The sequence below is a fragment of the Aporhodopirellula sallentina SM41 genome (genome assembly GCF_000346505.1).
Classification (GTDB): domain Bacteria; phylum Planctomycetota; class Planctomycetia; order Pirellulales; family Pirellulaceae; genus Rhodopirellula; species Rhodopirellula sallentina.
The window spans coordinates 1-22,055 of the sequence record NZ_ANOH01000033.1 but is presented as its reverse complement, the minus strand read 5'-3'; the positions used below and the strand labels follow the sequence as shown (position 1 = coordinate 22,055).

The following is a 22,055-nucleotide window of genomic DNA, read 5'->3' as shown; positions in this document are numbered from 1 at the left end:
GGTAGCGGGAAATCCCAGTTTTGGCGACGACCGGTTGCTGGGGTTGTGGATCGGCCTCGGTGTTCGGCTCGGCAGCGGAGAGTGTGCTCGGAGAGATCGAAAACCGATCAATTGACGCAACGTTGCATTGGTTTAAGACAGCGGACACGGCGGGGCACCTTCATTATGCGAAGTTAAATTTTCGTGGATTCGCTCGTGGCGACAAAGGGAAAGGCACCCGGCTCAGTGATGCTGTCACGAAAAAGTAAAAACTTCTTTCATTTGAGAAAAAATGCCGTCACTTCGGCGTATCCGTTGATAATCCAAGGTTGGTGGGTTTTCTGAGGGTATCGTATGGTGTCCGAATCATTTACCTCGAGATTCCGGCGAGAAACTTATGCAAGCTCAAATGGTGTGGAATAAGGCAGGTCGCCAGGAAAGGTCTACCTTCCGAGCGGGTCGATCCAGAGGAGCCATTTCCCCAGTGTCTTCGATCGAATCAGTCGCTCGGCGATCGGTTGAAACTCTTTCTTGGCAAACTTCACTCTGCGTTCGTAGTTGCCGTTCATTAGGTCGACCAGCGGTGACATTCCCTCGCCATGTCATGCTCTTGGCCCAACGGATCGCGACGTCGATCGAAGTGAGAAGCGTTACATTCCAGCGCTGTTCCCAAATACCCCAGCAACGCTCAATCGGATTGCATTGGCTTTGGTACGGCGGATAGTAAGTCAGTTCGAGCCGCAAGCCAGTGCGATCAACGAACTGCATAAGGCACTTCATGAACTCGGTGCGAGAACTGTTGATCTCCGGGGCATGATCAAGATTGATCACCAGTTACTTATTATGACCATACAACTACTTAATACGAGCACACAATGGACCTCGACGGGACCACCAATGCTCGATGCAGTCAGCGTTATCTCGTGAGGTCCCAAAGATTACGTTGAGCGGATCGTGATCCACTTCCAGGATGCCCGCCGGTACGATGACCGCTACCGGGCCCATGTCCATGGTTGAGCGCCTCGATCGGCTCGCGAGAACACGTGCAGCTCAACCGCGAGATAGAACCAACCTTGACTTTTGCTTTCGTATCGATCGAAATCCTAGGTGTGAGATCCTCCGGGGCGGCGAATGTGTGAACGACGTTCAGGTTTTCAAAGACGGCATCTGTATCAAGAATTTTTCTGAGGCTTCTTTTTTTGCACCTTCTTGGTGCTATAGCCCATGCGTTTGAGAATTCTATGCATCGAGCGTTCCGAGGGGACGCTTTGGACTCCCGCTTGGGCAACTTCCCGGTGAACTGCGTTTTGCGGTGATACGTGTATTGGTCAAAGTGGACTGGAATTCTGCGTCAGCCTGTGACTGAGTCTCGACAAGCCGCTTGATCGTTTCGGATAACTGGGTTGATTGATCTTCGGCTTTTTTTCGTCCTCTTGCATAAACAATATCAAGGCATTGAATGCCGGTCCGGCGTTCACCCAGACCAGTTGCGACGACTGCTCTTCCCCACCCCAATCGTTGTTCGCTTTGTGGGAACTTGCGTCGCAAAACTAAATTGTGATTTCGGTTTGATACTCACCACGCTTCCAGCCAGTGAGCTTCGCGGCTGCTGACTTGATCGACTCGACACCGGTATCCTGTAAATCAATTGCAAGAGAATCCTGTCTGGTGCCCAAAAGGACCGTAAGAAGAATCAAATTGCAAATACGGCACTCGTCGGTAGATCAACTATGGCATGCGACCTTAGATGGTCGAGTGAAGGGTGAGCCTGCCTTGCATGGGAACTCTACCTGCGAGTCACCGAAACAAAGTCCAACGCTTCACAGCCGACTGATTCGTTCGTTAATTGATTTCTAGATAGATACGTTATCTGGACGATGTGCAGGGACAATTAGTGCTCCTCACTCCAAGTGGAGCGGTGAAGCAAGGAGCGAGGAGCGAGCGTGTTGAAATTTCGCTCTGGTGGTGTAGCGGACTTGTTTTGTAGAAGCGAGGTTTCACCTCGTTTGCTTTGGCGTTCGGGGGCATTACCCCTGTTCGGATGCGACCACTGGCAATGGACATGCCTAACATTCTCCCGATAACAGCAGCGTCGAATCACTCTCCTACTGCTCCCGTGGTGCGCCCTCAGGGTGGCCATTTTGCGGGGATCGATGCATTGCGAGCGGTGGCGGCGGTGGCAGTGGTGCTGTTGCATGCGTGTGTGCCGTACGCGAGTCCGTCGATGGCTGGGTTGAGTTGGAGTGTTCTGGACACGCCTGATCAATCGGTCACGTATCTATTCTGGGGAATCGAAGTTGTGATCATGCCAATCTTCTTGGTGATCGCGGGCTTCTTTGCCGCTCGCAGTGTCGCGCACCGTGGTGCCTGGTCGACGGCGATGGCACGAACCCGCAGGCTCGGGTGGCCGCTGTTGTTGACGGTCGTGTTTCTCCTGCCGGTTGAGTTCTACACCTGGATGGTGGGATGGGTTGCAGACGGGCAGGTTGCGATCAGCAATGTAAAACGCATGAAGTTCGAGGGTGGTGTCGATCGAAACCTTTGGGGGCTAAGCCATCTTTGGTTCCTTCAATATTTGATCATGTACGTCATTGTGTTGGCCTGCGCGTGGCGATCGATGGTACGTCTAACTGCGACGCAGATTGCCCGTTACGTGATGCCTGTATGTTTTGGCGTCGCGGTGGTTTCGCTAACGATGCGGCCTGAGGTGGTCTGGGGCTTTCAACACTCTTTCATTCCCGTGTTGTCCAAATGGCTTTACAGCGGCGCATTCTTTGCAGCCGGAGCGTTTTGGTATCGACTGGATCCCGAACTGGATGAACTGAAGGAGAACGGATCTCGTTTAATAGGGCCAGGAACGCTTTTGATGGCTGCGTCGGTGTGCATGGGAACATGGTGGCTCGCGACAGTCGGAGATCCGGCGAAATGGATCAACGGCGGATGGGCTGGCATCGACCCGGTGGTTAGTTCGGACCGTTTCGCGGGCGGGTTACCGGTGACGTCGGTTGCCGTGCGTGGCGGACTGAGCGTTTTGACTGTCAGTGCAGCATCGCTGATGACGTTCGGTTTGATGGGCGTTTGCTTGGCACACATCAGCGGACTAGGACGAACAATGAAGTCACTCGCTGCAGCGTCGTTCTTGATCTACCTTCTGCATCACCCGGTCGTTGGCCTGGCACATATTGCGGCCAAGTTCGCGTTACCAGGCGTTTCACCATTAGCGAAGGTTTCGTTGGCTACCGGACTCGGAGTCGCGGCCGGTTGGTCGGTCAGTTGGCTGGCGCAGCAGCGACGCATGAGAGCGACCCAACGTGCCGAGACGGACGATTCGGTCCGGTCGATCGAATTCCCGCGTACGAACGAGTCAGTCGCTCGTTCGCGTGCTGCATAGACGCTTGAAGCATTCTAAGTTGAGAGCCGACGTTGAGGATCACGACGCTCAGCCGATAACGACTGGCTCAAATCACCCGCGGTTGCTCCCTGCGGAAACAGCGGCGGACGCCGATCGACTGACGGGTCCTGGATAGGCTTTTGCTAGGTCAAATACCGTTGCGGATGTCGCCAAGACATTCGGTGATTCCCGGGGTCTGCCGAAACTCTTGGCGAGTTTCGCTACCCTGAATTTGGCTTCCCTGAACTTGGCTTTGGCGCATACCAAGCTACCATGCTCGTTAGGCGGCTTGGTTGGCGAGTTCGGGGCCGGTGGCTGCGGCGGCGAGTTCGCGGCAAGTGGACACCCATGCTTTCACACGTCGGAGGCTCGGCACCCCGCGTCGCCCGATCATCTTGCTGCCCCGACTGCTCATGGAGAACCGTTCGAGGTCGCGATGGAGTTGAGCGGCGGACTCGCGAGACAAACTCGCGACGCTGCGTCGATGGATGGCAACGAGCAACAAAGCGTCTCGTGGCATCATCGAGTCGACGGCCAACGCCAGACGAATTGCCGCACGATATCGGCGGATAGCTCGCTCGGCACGTTCCGGGTTGCGGAACGAGTGGGCGATCTGTTTGGGATCACCAAAGATCAAATCGCCCGCGGTTTGAACACCGATGTTGGCGAGTTGCTTGCAGCGCGCTTCAGGACAGAGCTTCAGGTGCTCGATCCGCATCGCAAGCAGACGCTCGCGGTGGGACGACGCCAGCGATTGCTTGGGAAGATGTGCGGGCGCCGAACGCTTGCGGGCATGTCGTGCCAGAGCGATCGTTTCCAGGGCCGAGTCATTGGATGAGCCGGTGGAGGTATCCGGAACATTTCCGACGAGCCGAATTGCTTTCGTCGCGGCGAGATCCGATTGACGGCTTTGACGCGAAGTGTGGGCAGAACGGCTGTGCTGCGCGTGGGTGAGATTTTGGGGTGGGTTGGGAATCTCGGGAAGATCCACCAAGAACACGACATCCCGCTCTTTATTTTTGGTCGATCGGACCAAACGTTTGAAAAACTCGAACATGTGATAAGACTCCTGATCGAAAGAAGCATTCGAGGAGTCTGTCCGGTATCAGGAGGCGGGTCTCGATGGCCAGGGCAATCAAGACACTTTTTCGCCCCAGAGCCGTAGCAATTCGATCAAATGTCGCGCCGAATCACGCATTTCGTCCAGGTTTGCGAATTCCAGAACGCTGTGAATATTGTGCTGGCCGCTGGACAAATTCGGCGTCGGCAGCCCTTTTTCGGTCAGTTGGCTGCCGTCGGTTCCGCCACGGACGATTTCGCGAGAGCACTCCAAGCCCAGGTTCGCGAACGCTTTTTCGGCGAGTGATACCGCTTCGGGGAGTGCCGCGAGCCCCTCGCCCAGATTTCGGTATTGGCGTCGAACGTCACATCGCACGCGAGTCCCCGGGATGGCTGCGGCGGCGGCATCGGCGAGCTCTCGCACTTGGGTTGCGTAGTCCTCGAGTCGGTCGCTGTCGAAACTCCGCAGGAGCAACTCGACACGGGTTTCGCCGACTCCTCCGGACACGTCGTGAACGTGAATGAATCCGTCGCGGCCGTCGGTCGTTTCCGGCGTTTGCTCGGTGAGCGGCAATGAATCGACAAACCGCGAGGCGGCGCGAATCGAGTTCACCATCCTGTCCTTAGCAATCGCCGGGTGGATGTTGTGGCCGGTGAAGGTGACGGTGACCGCGTCGGCGGAGAAAGTTTCGACGTCGATTTCGCCGTGGCCTCCTCCGTCGACCGTGTACCCCACCGTGGCCCGCAACTGCGAAAGGTCGATTTTGTCGGTTCCATGTCCGATTTCCTCGTCACAGGTCATCACGACTCGAACGGGACCGTGCGGGATTTCGGGGTGTTCCATCAGGGTGTGGGCGACTTCCATGATGATCGCCACGCCAGCTTTGTCGTCTCCGCCGAGCAACGTATTCCCGTCGGTGGTGACCAGGGTCTGGCCGACCATTTTCTCCAGCTTCGGATAGCCCGCGACGGTGATCGATGAACCGTTGGGCAGAGAGATATCGCCGCCGGGATAGTCACGCACGACTTGCGGCGTGATGTTCTCGCTGGGGGCCTCCGGTGAGGTGTCAACGTGAGCCACGACCGCGACGACGGGTCGTTCTCCCGGAGCGGAAGCCGGAACGGTGGCGATCACCAGTCCGTCGTCGGTGAAGTCGACGTCTTCGATTCCCATCGCAAGAAGTTCCGCTGCCAAGATTTTGCCGAGTTCGAGCTGCTTGCTACTACTCGGGTAGGTGTCCGAGTGAGGATCCGCCGCGGTGTCGATGCGCACGTATCGCAAAAAACGTTCGAGAAGTCGATCGGTTTGGATTGGCAGATCAGCGACGGGGGAATCGGTCATGTGTGACGTTTTCGCGGTATTGAAGGGGACGGTGGATGAACGGGACGGAGGATAAAGAGAACGGAGAACGTGAAGGGGCGCGGCATCACCAACTGGCACGCAGACGATCGCGGACTTGGATTCGCCGTGTTCTTTTGTCGTGTTCTTTTATAACGGGTTGTGGATTCGTCGCGACGGGGCACGGCCGTGTGGAGCGAGCGATGGTGGGCGGGTGTACCGGAGGAGCCGTTTTAGGGATGTTCCGGTTTTCTTCGCGGCTGGATTGGTGACGCCGGATTTCGGTGTGCCGCGGATCCTCTGGGGCTTGAAGAATCGTTCTTCTCAGATTCTTCTTATTAGCAGCACGGGATTGCGCCGGTGTCGGCGTGGGCGGTGAATCGCATTGGATTGCGATCGGAATCGTTAAACTGCAAAAGCGAATACGCTAGAACGCATAGTTCGAGGAATGTTTTGAAAGATATTTGGATCGGGTTTGATCTCGGCGGAACCAAAATGCTCGCCGTCGCCTACGACAATGACATGAAACCGATTGCCCGTCGGCGTCGGAAAACACGTGGTCGCGAAGGCTCCGACAGCGGCATCGCCCGCATCGCGTCGACGATCAAGCGATTGCTCGACGAAAACGACCTCGACTCTGACCGCATCGCGGGGATCGGAATCGGATGTCCCGGACCGATCGATTTGGAATCGGGGCGTTTGTTGTCGACGCCCAACCTCGGCTGGGACAACGTCGACATTCAAAAATTCCTCAGCAAGGAATTTGACTGCAACGTCGCGGTTCTCAATGACGTCGACGCGGGAGTCTATGGCGAGTACCGGTTCGGTGCCGCCGAGGGCAGTCGATGTGCCGTTGGAATTTTCCCGGGAACGGGAATCGGCGGCGGTTGTGTCTATGAAGGCAAAATTCTGCAGGGCGCCGGAATCTCCTGCATGGAAATCGGCCATACCCGGATTAGCGCGGGGGTTCGATGCAGTGGCGGAGAAATTCCAGGCACGCTCGAAACCGAAGCGAGCCGTTTGTCGATCGCGGCCGAGGCGGCGAAACTCGCGTATCGAGGAGAGGCCCCATCGCTGCTCGAGGATGCCGGCACCGACATTGCCGAGATTCGCAGCGGTGCGTTGGCCAGTTCGGTCAAGAACGGTGACAAGGCAGTCAAACGTTTGATCGAAGAGGCGGCGACGGTGCTCGGTTACGCCGTGGTCAACGTGGTCCACACGCTCTGTCCCGACAAGATCATCTTGGGCGGTGGGCTCGTCGAAGCGATGGAAGACCTTTTGCTGGACAACATCCGCAAGGTCGCTAGAGAGTGCGTGATGCCGGTTTATAAAGACCGCTTCAAAATCGTTGCCGCCAAACTGGGCGATGACGCCGGCGTGATGGGATCGGCGGCATGGGCCAAGCTCCAATTTGAAGGCGATGTTGACGACGAAAATCAGAAAGATTCGAAGTCGGATGACGGGAAAAAGTCATCAAAATAGGAACAGGAATTCAATTACTCCGCTGAAACGGGAACAGTCCGTATCGGCGGATTGAAGCAACGAAAGTTGCTGAGCAAAGCAATTGAATAAAGAACAAAGCGATCCAACAAAAGCAGTAAACAAAGGCTATCCAACTTCGCGCGGTTCGCGGATACGCGGCAGGCTCGGTCAGAGCGATCTCGATTGTTTCCATCGAGCCCGCCAACGATCGGCACGAAGATAAAACTCTCGAGGAATCACATGAGTCACGACGCAAAGATTGACGAACTGGGGCTGGAACTCCCACCACCTCCTCAGGCTCTTGGGTTGTACAAACCGGTCATTCAAACCAGCAATCATCTGTACCTCTCCGGACACGGTCCTCTGCAACAGGACGGCAGTCTCGTCACGGGGCGTTTGGGGGACGACATGGACGTCGACCAAGGATACGCGGCGGCACGGTTGGTCGGGTTGGCGATTTTGTCGTCGCTCCGCGGCCATCTCGGGTCACTCGATCGGGTCAATCGCCTGATCAAATTGACCGGGTTCGTGAAGTGCACCGATTCGTTTGAAGCTCAACCGGCCGTCATCAACGGATGCAGCGAATTGATGCGAGATGTTTTCGGGGCCGACGCGGGAGTCGGGGCTCGCAGCGCGGTGGGAACCAACGCGTTGCCAGCCGGGATGGCTGTCGAAATCGAAGCGGTTTTCGAAATCAAATGATTGCGAATTCGTCCCCGCGAAAACACTCGGGAACCGTGAAGGAACCTGCGACTCAGACGAAGTCGCCGAATCGGTACCGTTGACGGTGCGAGGTTGTGTCGACCTTTATCGGGGAGGTTACACTGTGTGGCATGACGGCGAGGGAGCGACCGACTCTTTCGCGCCGTCACTCACCTTTCTATCCCACCTTTTGAAATTGCAAACATGAGAACTTCTGTTATCGCGATCGTCGTGTCCACCTTGATGACCGCAACCTGTGTCTCCGTATCGGCTGAAGAATATCTGAGCGGGATCGATTGGCTCGAGCCGAAGATCGTCGAACCGGGAAAAACCGACAACGATCCTCCATCCGATGCGATCGTATTGTTCGCCGGTCCGGAAGACGTTGCGAAATGGGAAAACGGCGAAAACTGGAATACCGAAGGCAACGAACTCGTTGTCGGAAAAGGGGGCATCCGCACCAAAGAGAGCTTTGGCGATTGCCAACTTCACGTTGAGTGGTCCGCACCGACGCCACCGAAGGGCAAGTCACAACAGCGAGGCAACAGCGGCATCTTTCTAATGGGTCGTTATGAGATGCAGGTGCTCGATTCGTACGACAACCAAACGTACTTTGATGGCCAAGCGGCCGCGATTTATAAACAGACGCCGCCCGCGGTCAACGCGATGCGTCCGCCAGGCGAATGGAACTCGTACGATATTTTCTGGACCGCGCCGCGTTTCGATGAGAACGGCGAACTGTTGTCGCCGGCTTACATCACGGCGACGCACAATGGCGTTTTGGTGTTGAACCACTTTGAGCTGTTGGGCGACACGCCTTATAACCGCGCTCCGGAGTACAAAGCACACGGCCCCAAAGGTCCGATCTCGATTCAGGATCATGGCAACCCGGTTCGCTTCCGCAACATTTGGGTACGCGAATTCACCCCGGCGCAGGCTGCCGAGAAAGAAGACGAGTCGGGTTCGCCAGAATAGAACACTCACTCGCACCGACCGGCGCCGAGCACGAAGTTCACGAGAGAATGAGCAGTTGGTGACAACTGCTCAATCTCTGCGAATCTGCGGCGTGCGGCGGCGGGTCCACGAGAGCCTAGCAATCGCTATACTCAATCTCTCCCCTCGCCTGGATTGGATAGGTACCCGCGAATGAATATTGCAAAGCTTCTCGAAAAGCGTCGCAGCAATTGGGACGAGTTGGAGCAGCTTTGCGAAGCAATGGAGGTGAGTGGGAAGACGGTCAAGGCGGGAGAAAGATACCGTGGCGCCCAAGGTGTCGTGCGGTTCGCCTCTTTGTACCGCGGCGTGTGTGCGGACTTGGCTCTCGCGGACGCATACCACCTGCCACCCGCAACTGTGACGTACCTGCACCGACTCGTCGCCCGTGCACACAACCAGCTATACCGTTCGGGCAAATTTTCAGCGGTCGGTTTCTTCGACCTGATCTTTCGCGACGCACCCCGTCAGATTTTTGCTGACCCTTGCGTGCGTATCGCGACAATCGTCTTTTTTGGTTTGTTTGGTTTGTCGATGTATCTCGGCTACCAGCAAACTCTCTTCCCGGAGTTTGCCGACAACGTTGTCGGAACAGATCAGCTCCATAGCCTCGAGCAGATGTATGAACAAAGGATCGACGGCTCGCTCGATCACTACGTGACCATGTCGGGGTTCTATATCATGCACAACACCGGCATCGGGTTGCAGTGTTTTGCGTATGGGATCCTGTTGATTCCATGCCTGTACATTCTCGCCTACAACGGCGTCGCGCTCGGAACGATGTTCGGATACATGGCTCGGGAAGACGTTGGTGGCAGTGATAACTTTTTCATTTCGTGACTGCCCACGGGCCGTTCGAATTGACCGCAATCGCACTTTCCGCAGCGGCCGGATTGCGGCTGGGCGTCGGTTTGTTTTACACCGATGGTTTGACGCGAATGGACTCGATGCGCCGGTCCGCGCACCGGAGCGTTCCGATCATGGCGGCCGCGGCGACCTTGTTTGTCTTGGCTGCGTTTACGGAAGGCTTTTTGTCACCGAGTCCGGCACCGTATCTGTTCAAGGCTGCTTGGGCGATCATGTCGTCCTCGTTGATCAGTTTTTACTTTGTCGTGTTGGGGTTTCCACGCGGTCCTCGACGCTCAACGTTTCGGAGCGGCTAGGTCACCGTGCAACTCGATGAAACTCATGTCGCGATTCGCGTTCGAACGTTGTCGGAGATCGGCGACCTTTCGTTGCTGATGATCCGTCGATATCCGAAGGCGTTTTTTCACGCGTTCTTCGCGGGAGCGGCCGTTTGGATCCTCGCCGACCTGCTGCTGCTCGGTTGGCTGCCGAACCGGTTCGACCGTCAGGATATATTCGCCGGTGAAGGCGACACGGATCGTTGGCGATACGTGTATTGGATGTGCACGTTGGTCTTCCTGCAGGCTCCGATTGCTGGCGTCCTGACGACCTACACGCTCGGTCAAGCTATTTTTGATAAACAGCCAACGCTGCGCAGCGCGATCGGCGAGGTTCGGCGGATGTTTTGGCCGCTGCTGTGGACGCTCGGCGTGAGGCGTTTGGTGATTCCCGCGATGATTTTTGCCATGCTGCAGTGGGGACAGGAAGCCGACGCGCTGCTCGATTTCGTCATCCCAACCGGCTTAATCTTTTGCGCGGCGTTGATTCGCAGCAACCGTCCGTTTGTCCCCGAGATGATTTTGCTCGAGCGTTGTCCATTGCGCAGCAAGAACGAAAACACGATCACGTTGAAACGTCGATCCAAGGCATTGCATTCGCCGATGTCGAGTGACCTCGGCGGGCGATTCATTACCGTTTCAATGACACTGCTGGTGTTGCTCGCGTGCGTATACTTTGCACTGGTTTGGACGCGTGGGATTGGGTTGGGCAATTGGTCGGCAGACCGGTTCACGATGCTGGTATTTTTCCCGCTGTCGTTGTGGTTGATCGCTTCGCTGAGCGTTGTGGTTCGGTTGCTGGGATATCTCGATGCCCGCATCCGGTTGGAAGGTTGGGAAGTGGAGTTGGCGATACGCGCCGAAGCGATTCGCCAGTTCGGGGAAGACAGCATGTCGGTTCCGCTCAATCCGGTGCGTCAGGTCCATCGGCAAACGAAAGACAAGGCGTCCCAACCTCATCCCGATGGCGCTGCCGAGGCTTCGGACATTGATCCCGCGCCCGCGGTCGAGCCTCCCGGCACACCTCAACAGGACCAAACGGGGAACCCGGCGGAGAACATTCAGATTGAATCCGGAAAGGGGACGACCACGTTACTTTGGGTTGGATGGGTAGTGGGCCTCGCCTGCGGTCTCGCAAGTTCATCTCCGGTGATCGCGTCACCGCCGATTCGGATGCCCATCGTTGCTGTCGTGGCAGACACCGCCATCGTGTCGGAGTCGGTCTGGTACGACGCGGAGGCAAAAGAGGTCCGGGCGATCGAACTGCAGGACACGCGAGTCGACACAGAAAACCGTGACAGCCGGTGGCTCAACCGCCCCAAACCTCCCCCGAAACCGCCTGCTGCGCCAACCCCGACAACGTCCTGGTGGGGCGACATCAGTTTTGGAAACATCATCGGTTGGATGTTGCTGGCGTGCGTGGTGGTCGGTTTGGTCGCGTTGTTGATGTATGTGTTCGCCAACAGCTCATTTGACTTCCGCCCGGACGCGTTGTCGCAATCGGTGGTGCATTCACGAACGCTCGATGAGCAGACCAAGCAACGGATTTCGGAATTGCCTGCCGAACTCAGGGACACGAATGTGAACCCGCGATCGGAACTTGAACGGTTGATCGCAGCGGGAGATTTTGACCGTGCGATCATCTATTTGTACGGGCATCAGTTGTTGATGCTAGACCGTGCCGGACACCTGCGTCTGTCGCGTTGGAAAACAAACAAGCAATACGTGCGGGAATCCAAACAAACAGATCAAGAAATCGGCCTTCAACTGAATCAAACCGTCGACGCATTCGAGCATTCCTACTTTGGCAGGCATTCTCTTACTCGGGAACGATTTGAAGATTTGTGGCAAAACAACCTGCAGATCGAAAACGCTCTGAACATGACCGGAGGTTCTCGATGAAAACCGCGCCGATCTGGGCAGACACGGCCCGACGTCCACATGCGACGCTGCTCGTCATCGTATCCTGCGTGTTGTTCCTTGGCGGGTGCAGTGAATTCAACACGGAATACGGCAACAGCAGCGGGATGGCCGGGCAGGAAAGCGTGAACGGCTTTGGGGCGTTTCGGAATGCAATCGGTAAGGTTGCCGAGGACGCGCCGCAGGAAGTCAAAACGCGTGACCTGTATCGGCTTTCTGTTCGTGAACTGCAAAACGACGCGATTGTTTGGCTACCGATTTCGTGGCCTCCTCTCAATGAACCCTCGGTGCGGGGATGGATGGAAGATTGGTTGATGGATGGCAACCACACGTTGGTTCTCGTTCTTCCCGATAGCGGTAGCACCGAGGAATATTTTCACACCGCGGCCGAGATCGCGCCGCCGGCCCAGCGGTTGGAGTACCGACGAAAACTCGCCAAAGAAATCAACTCTCGGTTGCTGTCGGATGTTGTCCGAGAAGATATCAAAGTGACCGATTGGTTCGTCGCGGAGGCGTTGCCTTATCGGACACGACTGCCTGACCGAAGAGTATGTGACTTTAACGTCAAGCCTTTTGGCAAAGACAAACCCACCGCAAACGCAACGAGCAATCCATCGGAAGCGTCGCAGATTGATCTCGACAAAGGGGCAGCCAACAATGACGTGTCGCCGAGCCCAACGGTTGAACCGGGGAACGAAAACGAGTCAGCAGATTTCCAGGCGTTGCTGAGCGAAGCGACCACCGTGTTGGGAGGCAAGACGTCGTTGACGACTCTCGCGCGGTTGCGAAAAGAAGAGTGGGGAAACTCGCAAATCCTGATCGTTTCGAGCGGCGGGCTGGTTACTAATTTTGCGATGACTGCTGACGCGGGACTCGAAATGGCCGATATGATTCGCGACGAAATCCACTCGGTCGCAAATCGAAGCAACGGCAGCGAAGGCAACCTGGAGGGCGAATCGGACCGTGACGAGATCGTTGTCTCGTTTTTGAGTTCCGATTTTCTCCCGATTCCGATCTCGAATGCGGAACCAGGCGTTCCTCAGTCAAAAGGATGGGAGTTGATGACAGAAATGCCACTGAGTTTGATCAACATGCATGTGGCCTTCCTTGGAATCGTTCTCTGTTTGATGCTGCTGCCCGTTTTCGGTCGCCCACGGCACGTCCGCTACAACCGAGTGACGCACTTCGGGAACCACCTTTCCGCGATGGCAATGTTGATGCGTCGCGGCGGAGGGAAGGAGTACGCACATCAAAGGATCAGCCAGTATCTTCGGCACATCCGAGGCGAAACCTCCGGCCCGTGGGTGCTGCCGGAACCGAACCCGACGCCGTCGACCAATCCCCCACCAGAACGCGTCGACACCAAGCCAGAAGAACCGACCGCCCCCGCCCTAGCGGAGGCGGCCAAAGCAAACGACGCTTGATGGGCATTAGCAGTATCGTTTTCCGGCGGCTGGTTTATATTCGGGTTGCTTTTATGCTGCATCGTTTTTGTCGCTCGCTGTCCGCCATTGCCCACCATGAGTTCTGCTTCTGTGTCGTCTTCTGAGACCGATCCCACGTTTGGGATGTTTACGTGTGCCCATGGTGCTGAAGGAATCGTCAAAGAAGCCATTGCGGAAAAGGGATGGCGTTTGTCGTTCTCGCGTCCGGGCTTTGTGACGGCGAAACACGATGAAGAGACAACTCTTCCGACGGACATTTTCATCCGGACCGCGTCGAAATCTCTCGGCAGTGGCAAGTCGGGTGATGCGGACGAATTGATCGACCGACTGATTGAAAAACTATCTGGTTTGCCACTGCCGTTTGATCAATTGCATGTTTGGCCACGTGATCGTGCCCCGATCGGTCGGTTCGATTTTGAACCGGGCAGCGATGAGGTTTCTCGCGCGGTGGCGACACGGATCCACGAACGCCTCGGACCGGACCACCTTCGTTGTGCTACCGCGAACGACGTCGCCCAGCCTTCCGATCGCGTGCTCGATGTTGTTTTAGTCGATCCCTCGCATTGGTTTTTTGGGATGCACACCGCGTCAACGTTGCCGACGCGATGGCCCGGTGGTGTGCAACCTGTTGCACCGGAGCACGAGCCGATCTCACGGGCATACTACAAGGCGGCCGAGGCGATTGCGTGGAGTGGTTTCGACTTGCGGCCCGGGGATCTCGCCGTCGAGGTGGGCAGTGCTCCCGGTGGTGCGTGCGGGAGGCTGTTGGAGATGGGTCTCGACGTGATCGGTATCGATCCCGCTCAGATGGATCCGCGGATTGCCAATCACCCGCGGTTCAGGCATTACGCGGCTCGGGCCGGGGATCTACCTCGACGAATTTACCGTGGAGCGAAATGGTTGTTGGTTGATTCAACGGTCAAACCTGACGCGACGCTCAGCACGGTGCGTAACATTGTCGAAAGCCGCGAAACGAGTATCCGCGGATGCCTGATCACGATGAAGTTGGGCGACTACGAACGGGCGAGCCAGATCCCGCGGTGGCGTCGCGAGGTGGAACGATGGCGTCCCGAGAAAATTGAAATACGGCATTTGGCCCGCAACCGTTGCGAAGTGTGTTTTTCGGTAACGTTGCGGTAGCCTTGCTATCCGAAGACCTCGGCAGGTTGCCTAGCCGGCGGAGGTCGGCTCCGGTCGCCTCGTGTTAGTAACGCCAATCGGCTGATTGGAGCATTTTGAGAACTGACGTGTCCGATCACTGTTGCTGGATGCGTCAGAGTTCAGTCCACCGAAGTCTAGCGACATCGGTGACATCCTTTTTTAAAAACGTCCTCGCTTTCCAATCGGTTCTAAACTGGTGAACCAGTCGCTCTGGTTTGGAAACGCTGGCAACGAGCGGATCGTGTGCGGACTCGGTATATTGGTCACGACTTTGTTTTGCGGATTTATGTGTCGACACGCCAGAGGATACGATGGTCACCCCGCCTCCGAGAGAAGATGAATCTACCCAAATACCGGTCGGTGACGTCGAGGCTGCCGCTGCGTTGATAGCCAGCGTCAACGAGGTGAAAGAACAGGTCGGCCGCGTCGTTGTTGGCCAGAGCGACGTGGTTGAGCAGTTGCTGATCGCGATCCTGGCCCGCGGACACTGCTTGCTCGAAGGCGTGCCGGGACTAGCGAAAACTTTGATGGTGCGAACGCTCGCCTCGTCCATGAGTTTGGATTTCCGACGGATTCAGTTTACCCCCGATTTGATGCCTGGCGACATCACGGGGACAGACATCATCCAAGAAGACCACGAAACCGGCCGGCGGGAAATGGTTTTTCGTAAAGGCCCGATCTTCACCCAGATGCTGCTCGCCGACGAAATCAACCGGACACCACCGAAGACCCAAGCGGCTCTGCTCGAGGCTATGCAAGAACACGAGGTCACCGCGGGAGGAAAGACCTATCCTCTGGCGGAACCGTTCTTCGTTTTGGCGACACAAAATCCGATTGAGCAAGAGGGAACCTACCCGTTGCCCGAAGCGCAGCGTGACCGATTCCTTTTCCACGTCGTGGTTTCCTATCCGAGCCGCGAGGAAGAGGCCTTGATAGTCGATCGCACGACCTCGGGCGAAACGCCGGAGGTGGGACACGTGATCAGTGGTGAAGATATCGTGCGATTCCAATCGTTGGTTCGCCGAGTTCCGTTGCCGACTCACGTGAAGGATTGGGTAATCGACTTGGTACGGGACGCGCGGCCGAACTCTCCCGAGTCGAAAGATTGGGTGCGTGAATGGGTCCAGTGGGGCCCCGGTCCGCGAGCGAGTCAGCAGTTGGTGCTCGCATCAAAAGCGAGAGCGTTATTGAACGGCCGAACCCACGTGACAATCGACGACGTGCAGACTCTCGCTCTCCCGGTACTGCGACACAGGATCGTCCCCTCCTTTGCCGCCGAGGCCGACGGGGTGTCGATCGAGGATCTGGTCGACCGTTTGGTGAAGGAGCATCGCGTCGCTCCGGCGAGTTTGCTGTGATGATCTGCTGAGCGTTAGGTCGCTCTGGGTTTTATGCCGGCTTTTTACGCGGCACGACGCGATGAAAGTGAAGGTAAACTTCCTGATCGACGACGCGACGAACGCCTTCCACTAGGCATTTCGGTTCGTTGTCCCGTTCACCCTCGGCAATGATCTGTTCGATCGGCGTTCCCGGGGCGACCGAAAATGTGCGTTGGTTGATTGTTTGATTGCCGGCGTCGAGTTCCGGAATGATGAAGTGACACGTCGCGCCAAAAGTCAGCATGCGCGCATTGTTGGCATCGTGGTACGGACGGAATCCGGGAAAGCCGGGCAACAAACCGTGGTGCAAATTGATGATCCGCCCGCCGGCAAATTGCCAGCACACTTCGGCTGGCAAAACTCGCATGTAGCGAGCGAGAATCAGATAGTCGATCTCAAATTCATCGAGCGTGGCGACCAGCCTCTCGTTGTCAGCCGCGCCCTGACCGTCACCGATCATGCGAAACTCGGAATCGAATTCGTCTGCGAGCGAGGCGAGCTTCTTGCGGTTTGAAATCACCACGGGAACATCCGCATTGATCACCCCATCGGCAACGGCCTGCAGAACGGCCCGTGGGGTGTCTTCGACGTAAGTGCATGCGACGGCGAGTCGTGGACGTTGTCCGCGAAAGTTTGGGCTCCAAACTCGGATCGACAATCCGGTGTGCTCGCCGATTTGACGCATTTCTTCTTGAAGACTCCGCAGCGATACGTTGCCGTTGTTTGCCGGGCCGGATCGAATTCGATCCGACATAGCATCGCAAACAGAGATCGCTCGTCATGGTCATACATCTGGATTTCGGCGATGCGGGCCCCGCGACCGGTAAGGTGGTGAATGATCGGATCGGCCAACCCGGTGTGATCGGGGCCGAGTGCGGTGATGACGACTTCCATGGCGGGGCGAGGATAAAACGAGTGGAGAGTATGGTGGACGTCACTGCAACCGACGATCAGAATGCAGCAAATCAAACGCCTACTCTACCACCGTGACAATTGGCGTTGCCACCCCGTCCCGACCGTCGTCTGCCGACGAAAACGCGTCATTTCCCGGCGACGCGGCCGTCTTTCGCGGAGCCGCACTCGAGCACTTTCTGATGACCAAAACGAAGAGAAAGCCAAAACGCAACTCGGATCCGACGCCCGAGGTGACCCGTCGCCGCGTCCGGAATCGGGCCGATCTCCCTAAGGGCGAAAACCTTTGTGACCACTGCACGGCGAAGTGCTGTCACTATTTCGCCTTGCCCATCGACGAGCCCGTTTCGCGAAAGGATTTTGATTTCATCCGTTGGTATCTACTGCATGACCGCGCGAGCGTTTTCGTTGATGAGGAAACGTGGTACCTGCTCGTTCATACGACCTGCAAGCACTTGCAAGATGATTACCGATGCGGGATCTATGAAACACGGCCACAAATCTGTCGCGAGTACACGACCGATGAGTGCGAATTTGATGACGACTGGTGCTACGAACGCTATTTCGAGACCCCGGAACAGATCGACGAATACGCCGACGCTTTGTTCGGTCCGCAGTTCGAACAAGAGGGACGTCGCAAGAAAGATGTACTGCGACGCCGGCGGCCAACAGGATTGCCTGTCGTGTCCGCCTAGGAGTTGGCGTCAGGCGTGTTATGGGGTGGCGGATCTTGATTGACAGAGATCCTGCTGCATGGGGATCCTGCTGCATGGGGATCTTTAACAAGATCCACTACGGGGGCCCCAAAATACGGGGAATTTGTCAGTCGGCGGCGATCTGCAAAATGTCCACGGTTTCGTTCGGTTCGGTTTGAATCGTGAGCGTCCGGTCGCGATACCTGAGTTTGCAAGGTTTACCCGAGAGTGATCGCAGGGTCGCACCGGTCAGTTGATGGTTCGTCCACCGCAGATCAATCTCGAAACCGCCACGGGCACGCAGCCCCGTGACCGAACCGGTCGGCCACGCGTCGGGCAGTGCAGGTAGCAGTTCGACTTCGCCTGCATGCGACTGCAACAACATCTCCGCGATGCCTGCGGTTCCTCCGAAGTTGCCGTCGATTTGAAATGGCGGGTGTTTGTCAAACAGGTTGTTGTACGTCGAGTTCCGCAGCAACAGAGCCACGTTGTCGTGAGCACGATTGGCATTCTTGAACCGTGCCCAGAAATTGATAATCCACGCTCGGCTCCATCCGGTATGCCCGCCACCGGAAGCCAGCCGGGTTTCGAGTGACCTCCGTGCTGCCGCGACCATCTCCGGCCGATTGTTGAGGTGGTACTGCGTACCGGGGTACAGCCCGTAGAGATGAGAAATGTGTCGGTGTCCAGGATCAACCTCTTCAAATTCCTGTCCCCATTCCATCAACCGCCCGTCTGAGCCGATTTGCGGCATCGCCAGATTCGCGAAACTGCGTTTCACATCCGCGACAAACGGATCTTCGATGTCGAGGATCTCCGCGGCGGCGATCGTATTATGGAAGAGGTCCCAGATGATCTGCTGGTCCATCGAGGGTCCCATCGACAAATTTGTGCGGACCTTCGTCCCGGGAACGTAAAACTTGTTTTCGGGCGACGTACTCGGTCCCGAAACGAGTTTGCCCGTGCTTGGGTCTTCAACGAGCCAATCGAGGAAGAACAGCGAAGCCTCTTTGAGAACAGGGTACGCGCGCTCCTCAAGAAATTCGCGATCGTTGGTGAATTGATAGTGTTCCCACGCGTGCCGTGCACACCATGCGGCTCCAACAACCCACTGACCGTACTGCACTTTTCCAAACGGGGCCGTGCCGTGCCAAACGTCGGAGGTGTGCCCGGCCATGAAACCTCGGTGACCGTAGAGGTCTTTCGCGGTCTGCTGTCCAGATGGCACGAGTCGCTCGAGGAAACTGATGAACGGCAAGTGCAACTCCGAGAGGTTGCATGTTTCGGCCGGCCAATAGCACATCTGAATGTTGATGTTGATGTGATAGTCACTGTTCCATGGGGCACGCAGGTCCTTGCACCACAACCCCTGCAGATTGGAAGGTAAGCTTCCCGGTCGCGATGAAGCGATTAAGAGATAACGCCCATAGTGAAAATACAGAGCCTCGAGATTCGGATCAATCTTGGTTTCGCTACTGGAATAGTTTCGCAGTCGATCGAGCGTTGATTGATCGACTCGGGGGCCGAGGTCTAACGTGACCCGGCGGAAGAGTTCTTGATGGGACGCGACCGAATCTGCCTTGACCGTTTCGAATGTTTTCTCGACCGCGTCGGCAATCGTCTGCTGGCAACGTTGAGCAAGATCGTAAGTGAGTGGTGCCGTAGTATTGTCGCGGTTGTAGTCGGTGGCAGCGGAGATATACAGCGTTGCTTCGTCCGCGGATTCGACTACCAACTTACCGTCGTCGACGTGAGCCGATCCGCCATGCGTTTCGACCTGGTATCGCGTTGCAAATCGAACTCCGAGATGGGACTTTCCGTGAGCGGCTCGGCCGTTGGCGACGATCGCATGATCACCGTCACTGACTACGTCGAAGATACCGTCACGTTGCACATCGGCGGTAAAGGAGATCGACTCGGGACGGTTCGCGGACAAATGCACCACGATGACTTGGTCGACCGGGCTAACGAACACTTCACGTGTGTAGTTTGTTTCGCCGATCGTGAACCGCGTCGTGCAGATCGCGGTATCGAGATTCAGGTCTCGCCGATACTCGGTCACGGGTTGGTCGATGTCAAAGCTAAGGCGCAACTCTCCCATCGTTTGATAGCTGCGTGGGGAGATGCGATTGGGCATCAAGGCCTGTTGTCGGTTTTGTGCCTGGACGTATTTGCCGTCGAAGAGAAGCTGGCGAATCGCGTCGGTTTCCTTGCGGATATTCTTTTCAGCAACCGGAAACGGAGGCCCGGCCCAAATGGATTCTTCGTTGAGTTGAATCAACTCGCTCGAGACGCCGCCGTAGACCATCGCGCCGAGTCGTCCGTTGCCCAGCGGCAGGGCCTCCTCCCAAAATTTTGCGGGACGGTTGTACCACAGCGACCACTCCTCGCTCGGGGCACGGCCGAGTGGATGGATAACGGTTGCTTCGGAGTGGGTAAATTTGTCTACCGCGGAAACGCAGTTGTTGGCAGTCACAACCGAGAGAATGAAGAAGCAAACCAATGTTTGCGGACGCAGTCGAATCATAGAATCCGTTTACTCACCGAATCTCGAGGAAACACCTTAGAGGTCCATAGACAACTCTATTTTAGCCCCAGATTCAACTCTCTGTGACCATCTGAACACCGGCGGCGCGGCGTCGGAATTGACTGTCAAATGAAGGCTGTCTGTCTTATTGCAGCGTGCGAGACGTGCGTTACCGGAGATTGTGCGCAGCAGGCTCGGGTGCCAATTCGCCGAGCATGTTCACCACCGGCGCGACGGGCCGGTCTTATTGGAGTACCGAAGGGCAGTAAACAAACTCCGCGGATAAAAAAATAAAATCGTTGAGAATTATTTTGGGACGGCGATGAATGACTCGAGTTGTTGGATCACCTGCTGGTTCGATTCGACAATTCTGGGGTAGAGACGTTGGACTTCCGCGATGTTGTTTTTGCGGGTGAGGTTTTCCATTTCTTGCAATTGATCGACGAGTCGCTTGGCCTCGAAGAGAGCGGCGGCGCCCTTGAGAGTGTGTGCGGCGCGCCCGGCAACTTCGAGGTTTTGTTCTTCGATGGCGACTCGCATCTCTTCCCCCTTGGTCTGGCATTCCGAAACGAGTGCCTGGGCGAGTTCTCTCAAGATGGAATCATCACAACCACCCATTTGCTCGCGGGCTGATTCAACATCCACCCAAACTGAACCGGCGTCTTGATTCGACTCGGGAGAGTTCACCGATTGCCCCGCGGTGTTCTCGCTGTCGTCGATCGCTGCTGGTTTGGTCGGTTTGTATTGAGCGTCTTTCTGGAGGGAGGCGAAGGCTTCGACAATTCGTTTGGGGTCGATCGGTTTGCTGATGTAGTCATCCATTCCGGCCTCGAGACACATCTCGCGATCACCTTTCATCGCGGCGGCTGTCATTGCAATGATCGGGATGTGTTCGCCGGTCTGTTCTTCTTCGGCACGAATCGCCGCGGTGGCTTCGGTACCATCCATGACGGGCATCTGCCAATCCATCAGAATCAGGTCGAAGTTGCCGTTTCGCCATGCGTCGATCGCGAGCTGTCCGTTCTCGGCGGTTTCAACGTGGTGACCGAGTCGCTGCAGCAAACCGACGGCGACACGTTGGTTGATGTAACTGTCCTCAACCAAAAGAATGTTCAACGGTGCGGTCGCGGCAATCGCGTCTTGGTTCTCCGAACGTGTGCGTGGTGCCTGTTGGTGATGTTTCACCTGAAGGATCGTTTCGAGCAATTCGGACTGGACGATCGGTTTGGTCATGTACCGAGCGATGTTGAGTTCTCGACAACGACGTGAATCATCGCCGCCTGCCGACGACGAAACCATGATGACGTCGACGCTACTCAGCGCGGGATCCTTACGGATCGATTCGGCGACCGTGAACCCGTCCATCTGCGGCATCATGCAATCGAGCAGAACGAGTTGATAGGGCGTTTGCGTTGGTTGAGGGCAGGGCTCCGTTTGCACGTTGGCGTCGTCGGGCTGGCCGTTGCGATCGCCATCCGCCTGCGCGGCGGCCCGACGAAGTTCCTCGAGTGCGCTGGCACCGTTATCGACACAGGTAGGACAGAGCTTCCACGCGGTCAGCAGATCGTAAAAGATCCGTCGGTTGGTCGAGTTGTCGTCAACGACGAGCACCGGCATGCCGAGCAGTCCGTCGAGTTCAGCGGGAGTTGGCGGCGGAGCAGGATCGCTGATTCCGAGCGGAACGGTGAAATGAAACGTGGTGCCAACGCCCAGGTCGCTTTCGACCCAAATGCGTCCTCCCATCAACGAAACGAGCTGAGACGAAATCGTCAGCCCGAGTCCCGTGCCGCCGTATTTTCTCGTCGTCGACGAATCAACCTGTGAGAACGAATCAAAGACCTTCGTGAGCGACTGCTTTGGAATGCCGATCCCGGTGTCGCGGACGGA

General features: G+C 56.5%; 15 protein-coding genes and 3 pseudogenes. 11 read left to right on the top strand and 7 right to left on the bottom strand.

The genetic code is table 11. The features are described 5' to 3' along the window. Window positions 1-422 precede the first annotated feature (422 nt). Entirely contained in the window at window positions 423-569 is a 147-nt protein-coding gene (locus RSSM_RS34425) for a hypothetical protein (RefSeq protein WP_008673804.1), read from the bottom strand. Continuing rightward, a pseudogene (locus RSSM_RS35380) lies at window positions 562-759 on the bottom strand (ISAzo13-like element transposase-related protein); the annotation flags it as partial. The gene RSSM_RS34425 and the pseudogene RSSM_RS35380, both read right to left, overlap by 8 nt. Before the next feature lie 1,282 nt (window positions 760-2,041). Between RSSM_RS35380 and RSSM_RS01645 the strand changes: the two are divergent. Then, complete coding sequence (locus RSSM_RS01645; protein ID WP_236620876.1) at window positions 2,042-3,370, top strand: acyltransferase family protein; 1,329 nt, start codon at window positions 2,042-2,044, stop codon at window positions 3,368-3,370. 280 nt (window positions 3,371-3,650) lie between these two features. On the opposite strand, the gene RSSM_RS01640 is transcribed toward RSSM_RS01645, so the two are convergent. Together RSSM_RS01640 and pepT are read right to left on the bottom strand one after the other, a co-directional pair. Continuing rightward, on the bottom strand, window positions 3,651-4,427 hold the full coding sequence (locus RSSM_RS01640) for a DUF4332 domain-containing protein (RefSeq protein WP_008673800.1): 777 nt from the start codon (window positions 4,425-4,427) through the stop codon (window positions 3,651-3,653). 78 nt (window positions 4,428-4,505) lie between these two features. Continuing rightward, window positions 4,506-5,771: a peptidase T gene (gene pepT / locus RSSM_RS01635; RefSeq protein ID WP_008673798.1), complete on the bottom strand. Its 1,266-nt coding sequence runs from the start codon at window positions 5,769-5,771 to the stop codon at window positions 4,506-4,508. Window positions 5,772-6,221: 450 nt separating this feature from the next. Here pepT and RSSM_RS01630 point away from each other — a divergent pair, with 450 nt between their 5' ends. The 8 genes and pseudogenes from RSSM_RS01630 to RSSM_RS01590 all read left to right on the top strand — a co-directional run bounded on the left by RSSM_RS01630 (window position 6,222) and on the right by RSSM_RS01590 (window position 16,013). Beyond that, a complete protein-coding gene (locus RSSM_RS01630) occupies window positions 6,222-7,250 on the top strand; it encodes an ROK family protein (RefSeq protein ID WP_044300586.1) in 1,029 nt (342 codons plus the stop codon). Between the two features lie 240 nt (window positions 7,251-7,490). Next, window positions 7,491-7,952, top strand: coding sequence for a RidA family protein (locus RSSM_RS01620; protein WP_008673794.1), 462 nt, complete (start codon window positions 7,491-7,493; stop codon window positions 7,950-7,952). 204 nt (window positions 7,953-8,156) lie between these two features. Then, entirely contained in the window at window positions 8,157-8,927 is a 771-nt protein-coding gene (locus RSSM_RS01615; protein WP_008673792.1) for a 3-keto-disaccharide hydrolase, read from the top strand. Between the two features lie 171 nt (window positions 8,928-9,098). After that, window positions 9,099-10,108 (top strand): annotated as a pseudogene (locus RSSM_RS35160) (stage II sporulation protein M). A gap of 6 nt (window positions 10,109-10,114) precedes the next feature. Continuing rightward, window positions 10,115-12,031, top strand: coding sequence for a hypothetical protein (locus RSSM_RS01605; RefSeq protein ID WP_008673786.1), 1,917 nt, complete (start codon window positions 10,115-10,117; stop codon window positions 12,029-12,031). Continuing rightward, window positions 12,028-13,473: a hypothetical protein gene (locus RSSM_RS01600; protein WP_008673784.1), complete on the top strand. Its 1,446-nt coding sequence runs from the start codon at window positions 12,028-12,030 to the stop codon at window positions 13,471-13,473. The genes RSSM_RS01605 and RSSM_RS01600 overlap by 4 nt, the downstream gene beginning before the upstream one ends. A 96-nt stretch (window positions 13,474-13,569) precedes the next feature. Next, on the top strand, window positions 13,570-14,634 hold the full coding sequence (locus tag RSSM_RS01595; protein ID WP_044300571.1) for an SAM-dependent methyltransferase: 1,065 nt from the start codon (window positions 13,570-13,572) through the stop codon (window positions 14,632-14,634). A gap of 332 nt (window positions 14,635-14,966) precedes the next feature. Beyond that, window positions 14,967-16,013 (top strand): AAA family ATPase, encoded by a 1,047-nt coding sequence (locus RSSM_RS01590; protein ID WP_008673779.1) that lies wholly within the window; start codon window positions 14,967-14,969, stop codon window positions 16,011-16,013. 31 nt (window positions 16,014-16,044) lie between these two features. On the opposite strand, the pseudogene RSSM_RS01585 reads toward RSSM_RS01590, so the two are convergent. Then, window positions 16,045-16,886: pseudogene (locus RSSM_RS01585) on the bottom strand (formyltransferase family protein). On the opposite strand from RSSM_RS01585, the gene RSSM_RS34415 reads away from it, so the two are divergent. After that, a complete protein-coding gene (locus RSSM_RS34415; RefSeq protein WP_044300568.1) occupies window positions 16,815-17,024 on the top strand; it encodes a hypothetical protein in 210 nt (69 codons plus the stop codon). The pseudogene RSSM_RS01585 and the gene RSSM_RS34415 sit on opposite strands and share 72 nt — an antisense overlap. Before the next feature lie 104 nt (window positions 17,025-17,128). After that, window positions 17,129-17,641 carry a YkgJ family cysteine cluster protein gene (locus tag RSSM_RS01575; RefSeq protein WP_144059494.1) on the top strand — a complete coding sequence of 171 codons (513 nt, stop codon included), beginning with the start codon at window positions 17,129-17,131 and terminating at the stop codon, window positions 17,639-17,641. Between the two features lie 127 nt (window positions 17,642-17,768). Here the strand turns inward: RSSM_RS01575 and RSSM_RS01570 are convergent, their stop codons facing one another. Both RSSM_RS01570 and RSSM_RS01565 read right to left on the bottom strand, forming a co-directional pair. After that, a complete protein-coding gene (locus RSSM_RS01570) occupies window positions 17,769-20,168 on the bottom strand; it encodes a glycoside hydrolase family 95 protein (RefSeq protein ID WP_008673774.1) in 2,400 nt (799 codons plus the stop codon). Window positions 20,169-20,474: 306 nt separating this feature from the next. Next, window positions 20,475-22,055 (bottom strand): response regulator (locus RSSM_RS01565; protein WP_044300566.1); only part of this gene is annotated, 1,581 nt, incomplete at its 5' end.

Bases quoted from the DNA above. Each gene is read 5' to 3' on its own strand.
- RSSM_RS01620 (WP_008673794.1), top strand. From the start codon at position 7,491: ATGAGTCACGACGCAAAGATTGACGAACTGGGGCTGGAACTCCCACCA.
- RSSM_RS01600 (WP_008673784.1), top strand. From the start codon at position 12,028: ATGAAAACCGCGCCGATCTGGGCAGACACGGCCCGACGTCCACATGCG.
- pepT (WP_008673798.1), bottom strand. From the start codon at position 5,771: ATGACCGATTCCCCCGTCGCTGATCTGCCAATCCAAACCGATCGACTT.
- RSSM_RS01570 (WP_008673774.1), bottom strand. From the start codon at position 20,168: ATGATTCGACTGCGTCCGCAAACATTGGTTTGCTTCTTCATTCTCTCG.
- RSSM_RS01615 (WP_008673792.1), top strand. From the start codon at position 8,157: ATGAGAACTTCTGTTATCGCGATCGTCGTGTCCACCTTGATGACCGCA.
- RSSM_RS34415 (WP_044300568.1), top strand. From the start codon at position 16,815: ATGGTCATACATCTGGATTTCGGCGATGCGGGCCCCGCGACCGGTAAG.
- RSSM_RS01575 (WP_144059494.1), top strand. From the start codon at position 17,129: ATGACCAAAACGAAGAGAAAGCCAAAACGCAACTCGGATCCGACGCCC.
- RSSM_RS01595 (WP_044300571.1), top strand. From the start codon at position 13,570: ATGAGTTCTGCTTCTGTGTCGTCTTCTGAGACCGATCCCACGTTTGGG.
- RSSM_RS01590 (WP_008673779.1), top strand. From the start codon at position 14,967: ATGGTCACCCCGCCTCCGAGAGAAGATGAATCTACCCAAATACCGGTC.
- RSSM_RS01645 (WP_236620876.1), top strand. From the start codon at position 2,042: ATGCCTAACATTCTCCCGATAACAGCAGCGTCGAATCACTCTCCTACT.
- RSSM_RS01640 (WP_008673800.1), bottom strand. From the start codon at position 4,427: ATGTTCGAGTTTTTCAAACGTTTGGTCCGATCGACCAAAAATAAAGAG.
- RSSM_RS34425 (WP_008673804.1), bottom strand. From the start codon at position 569: ATGTCACCGCTGGTCGACCTAATGAACGGCAACTACGAACGCAGAGTG.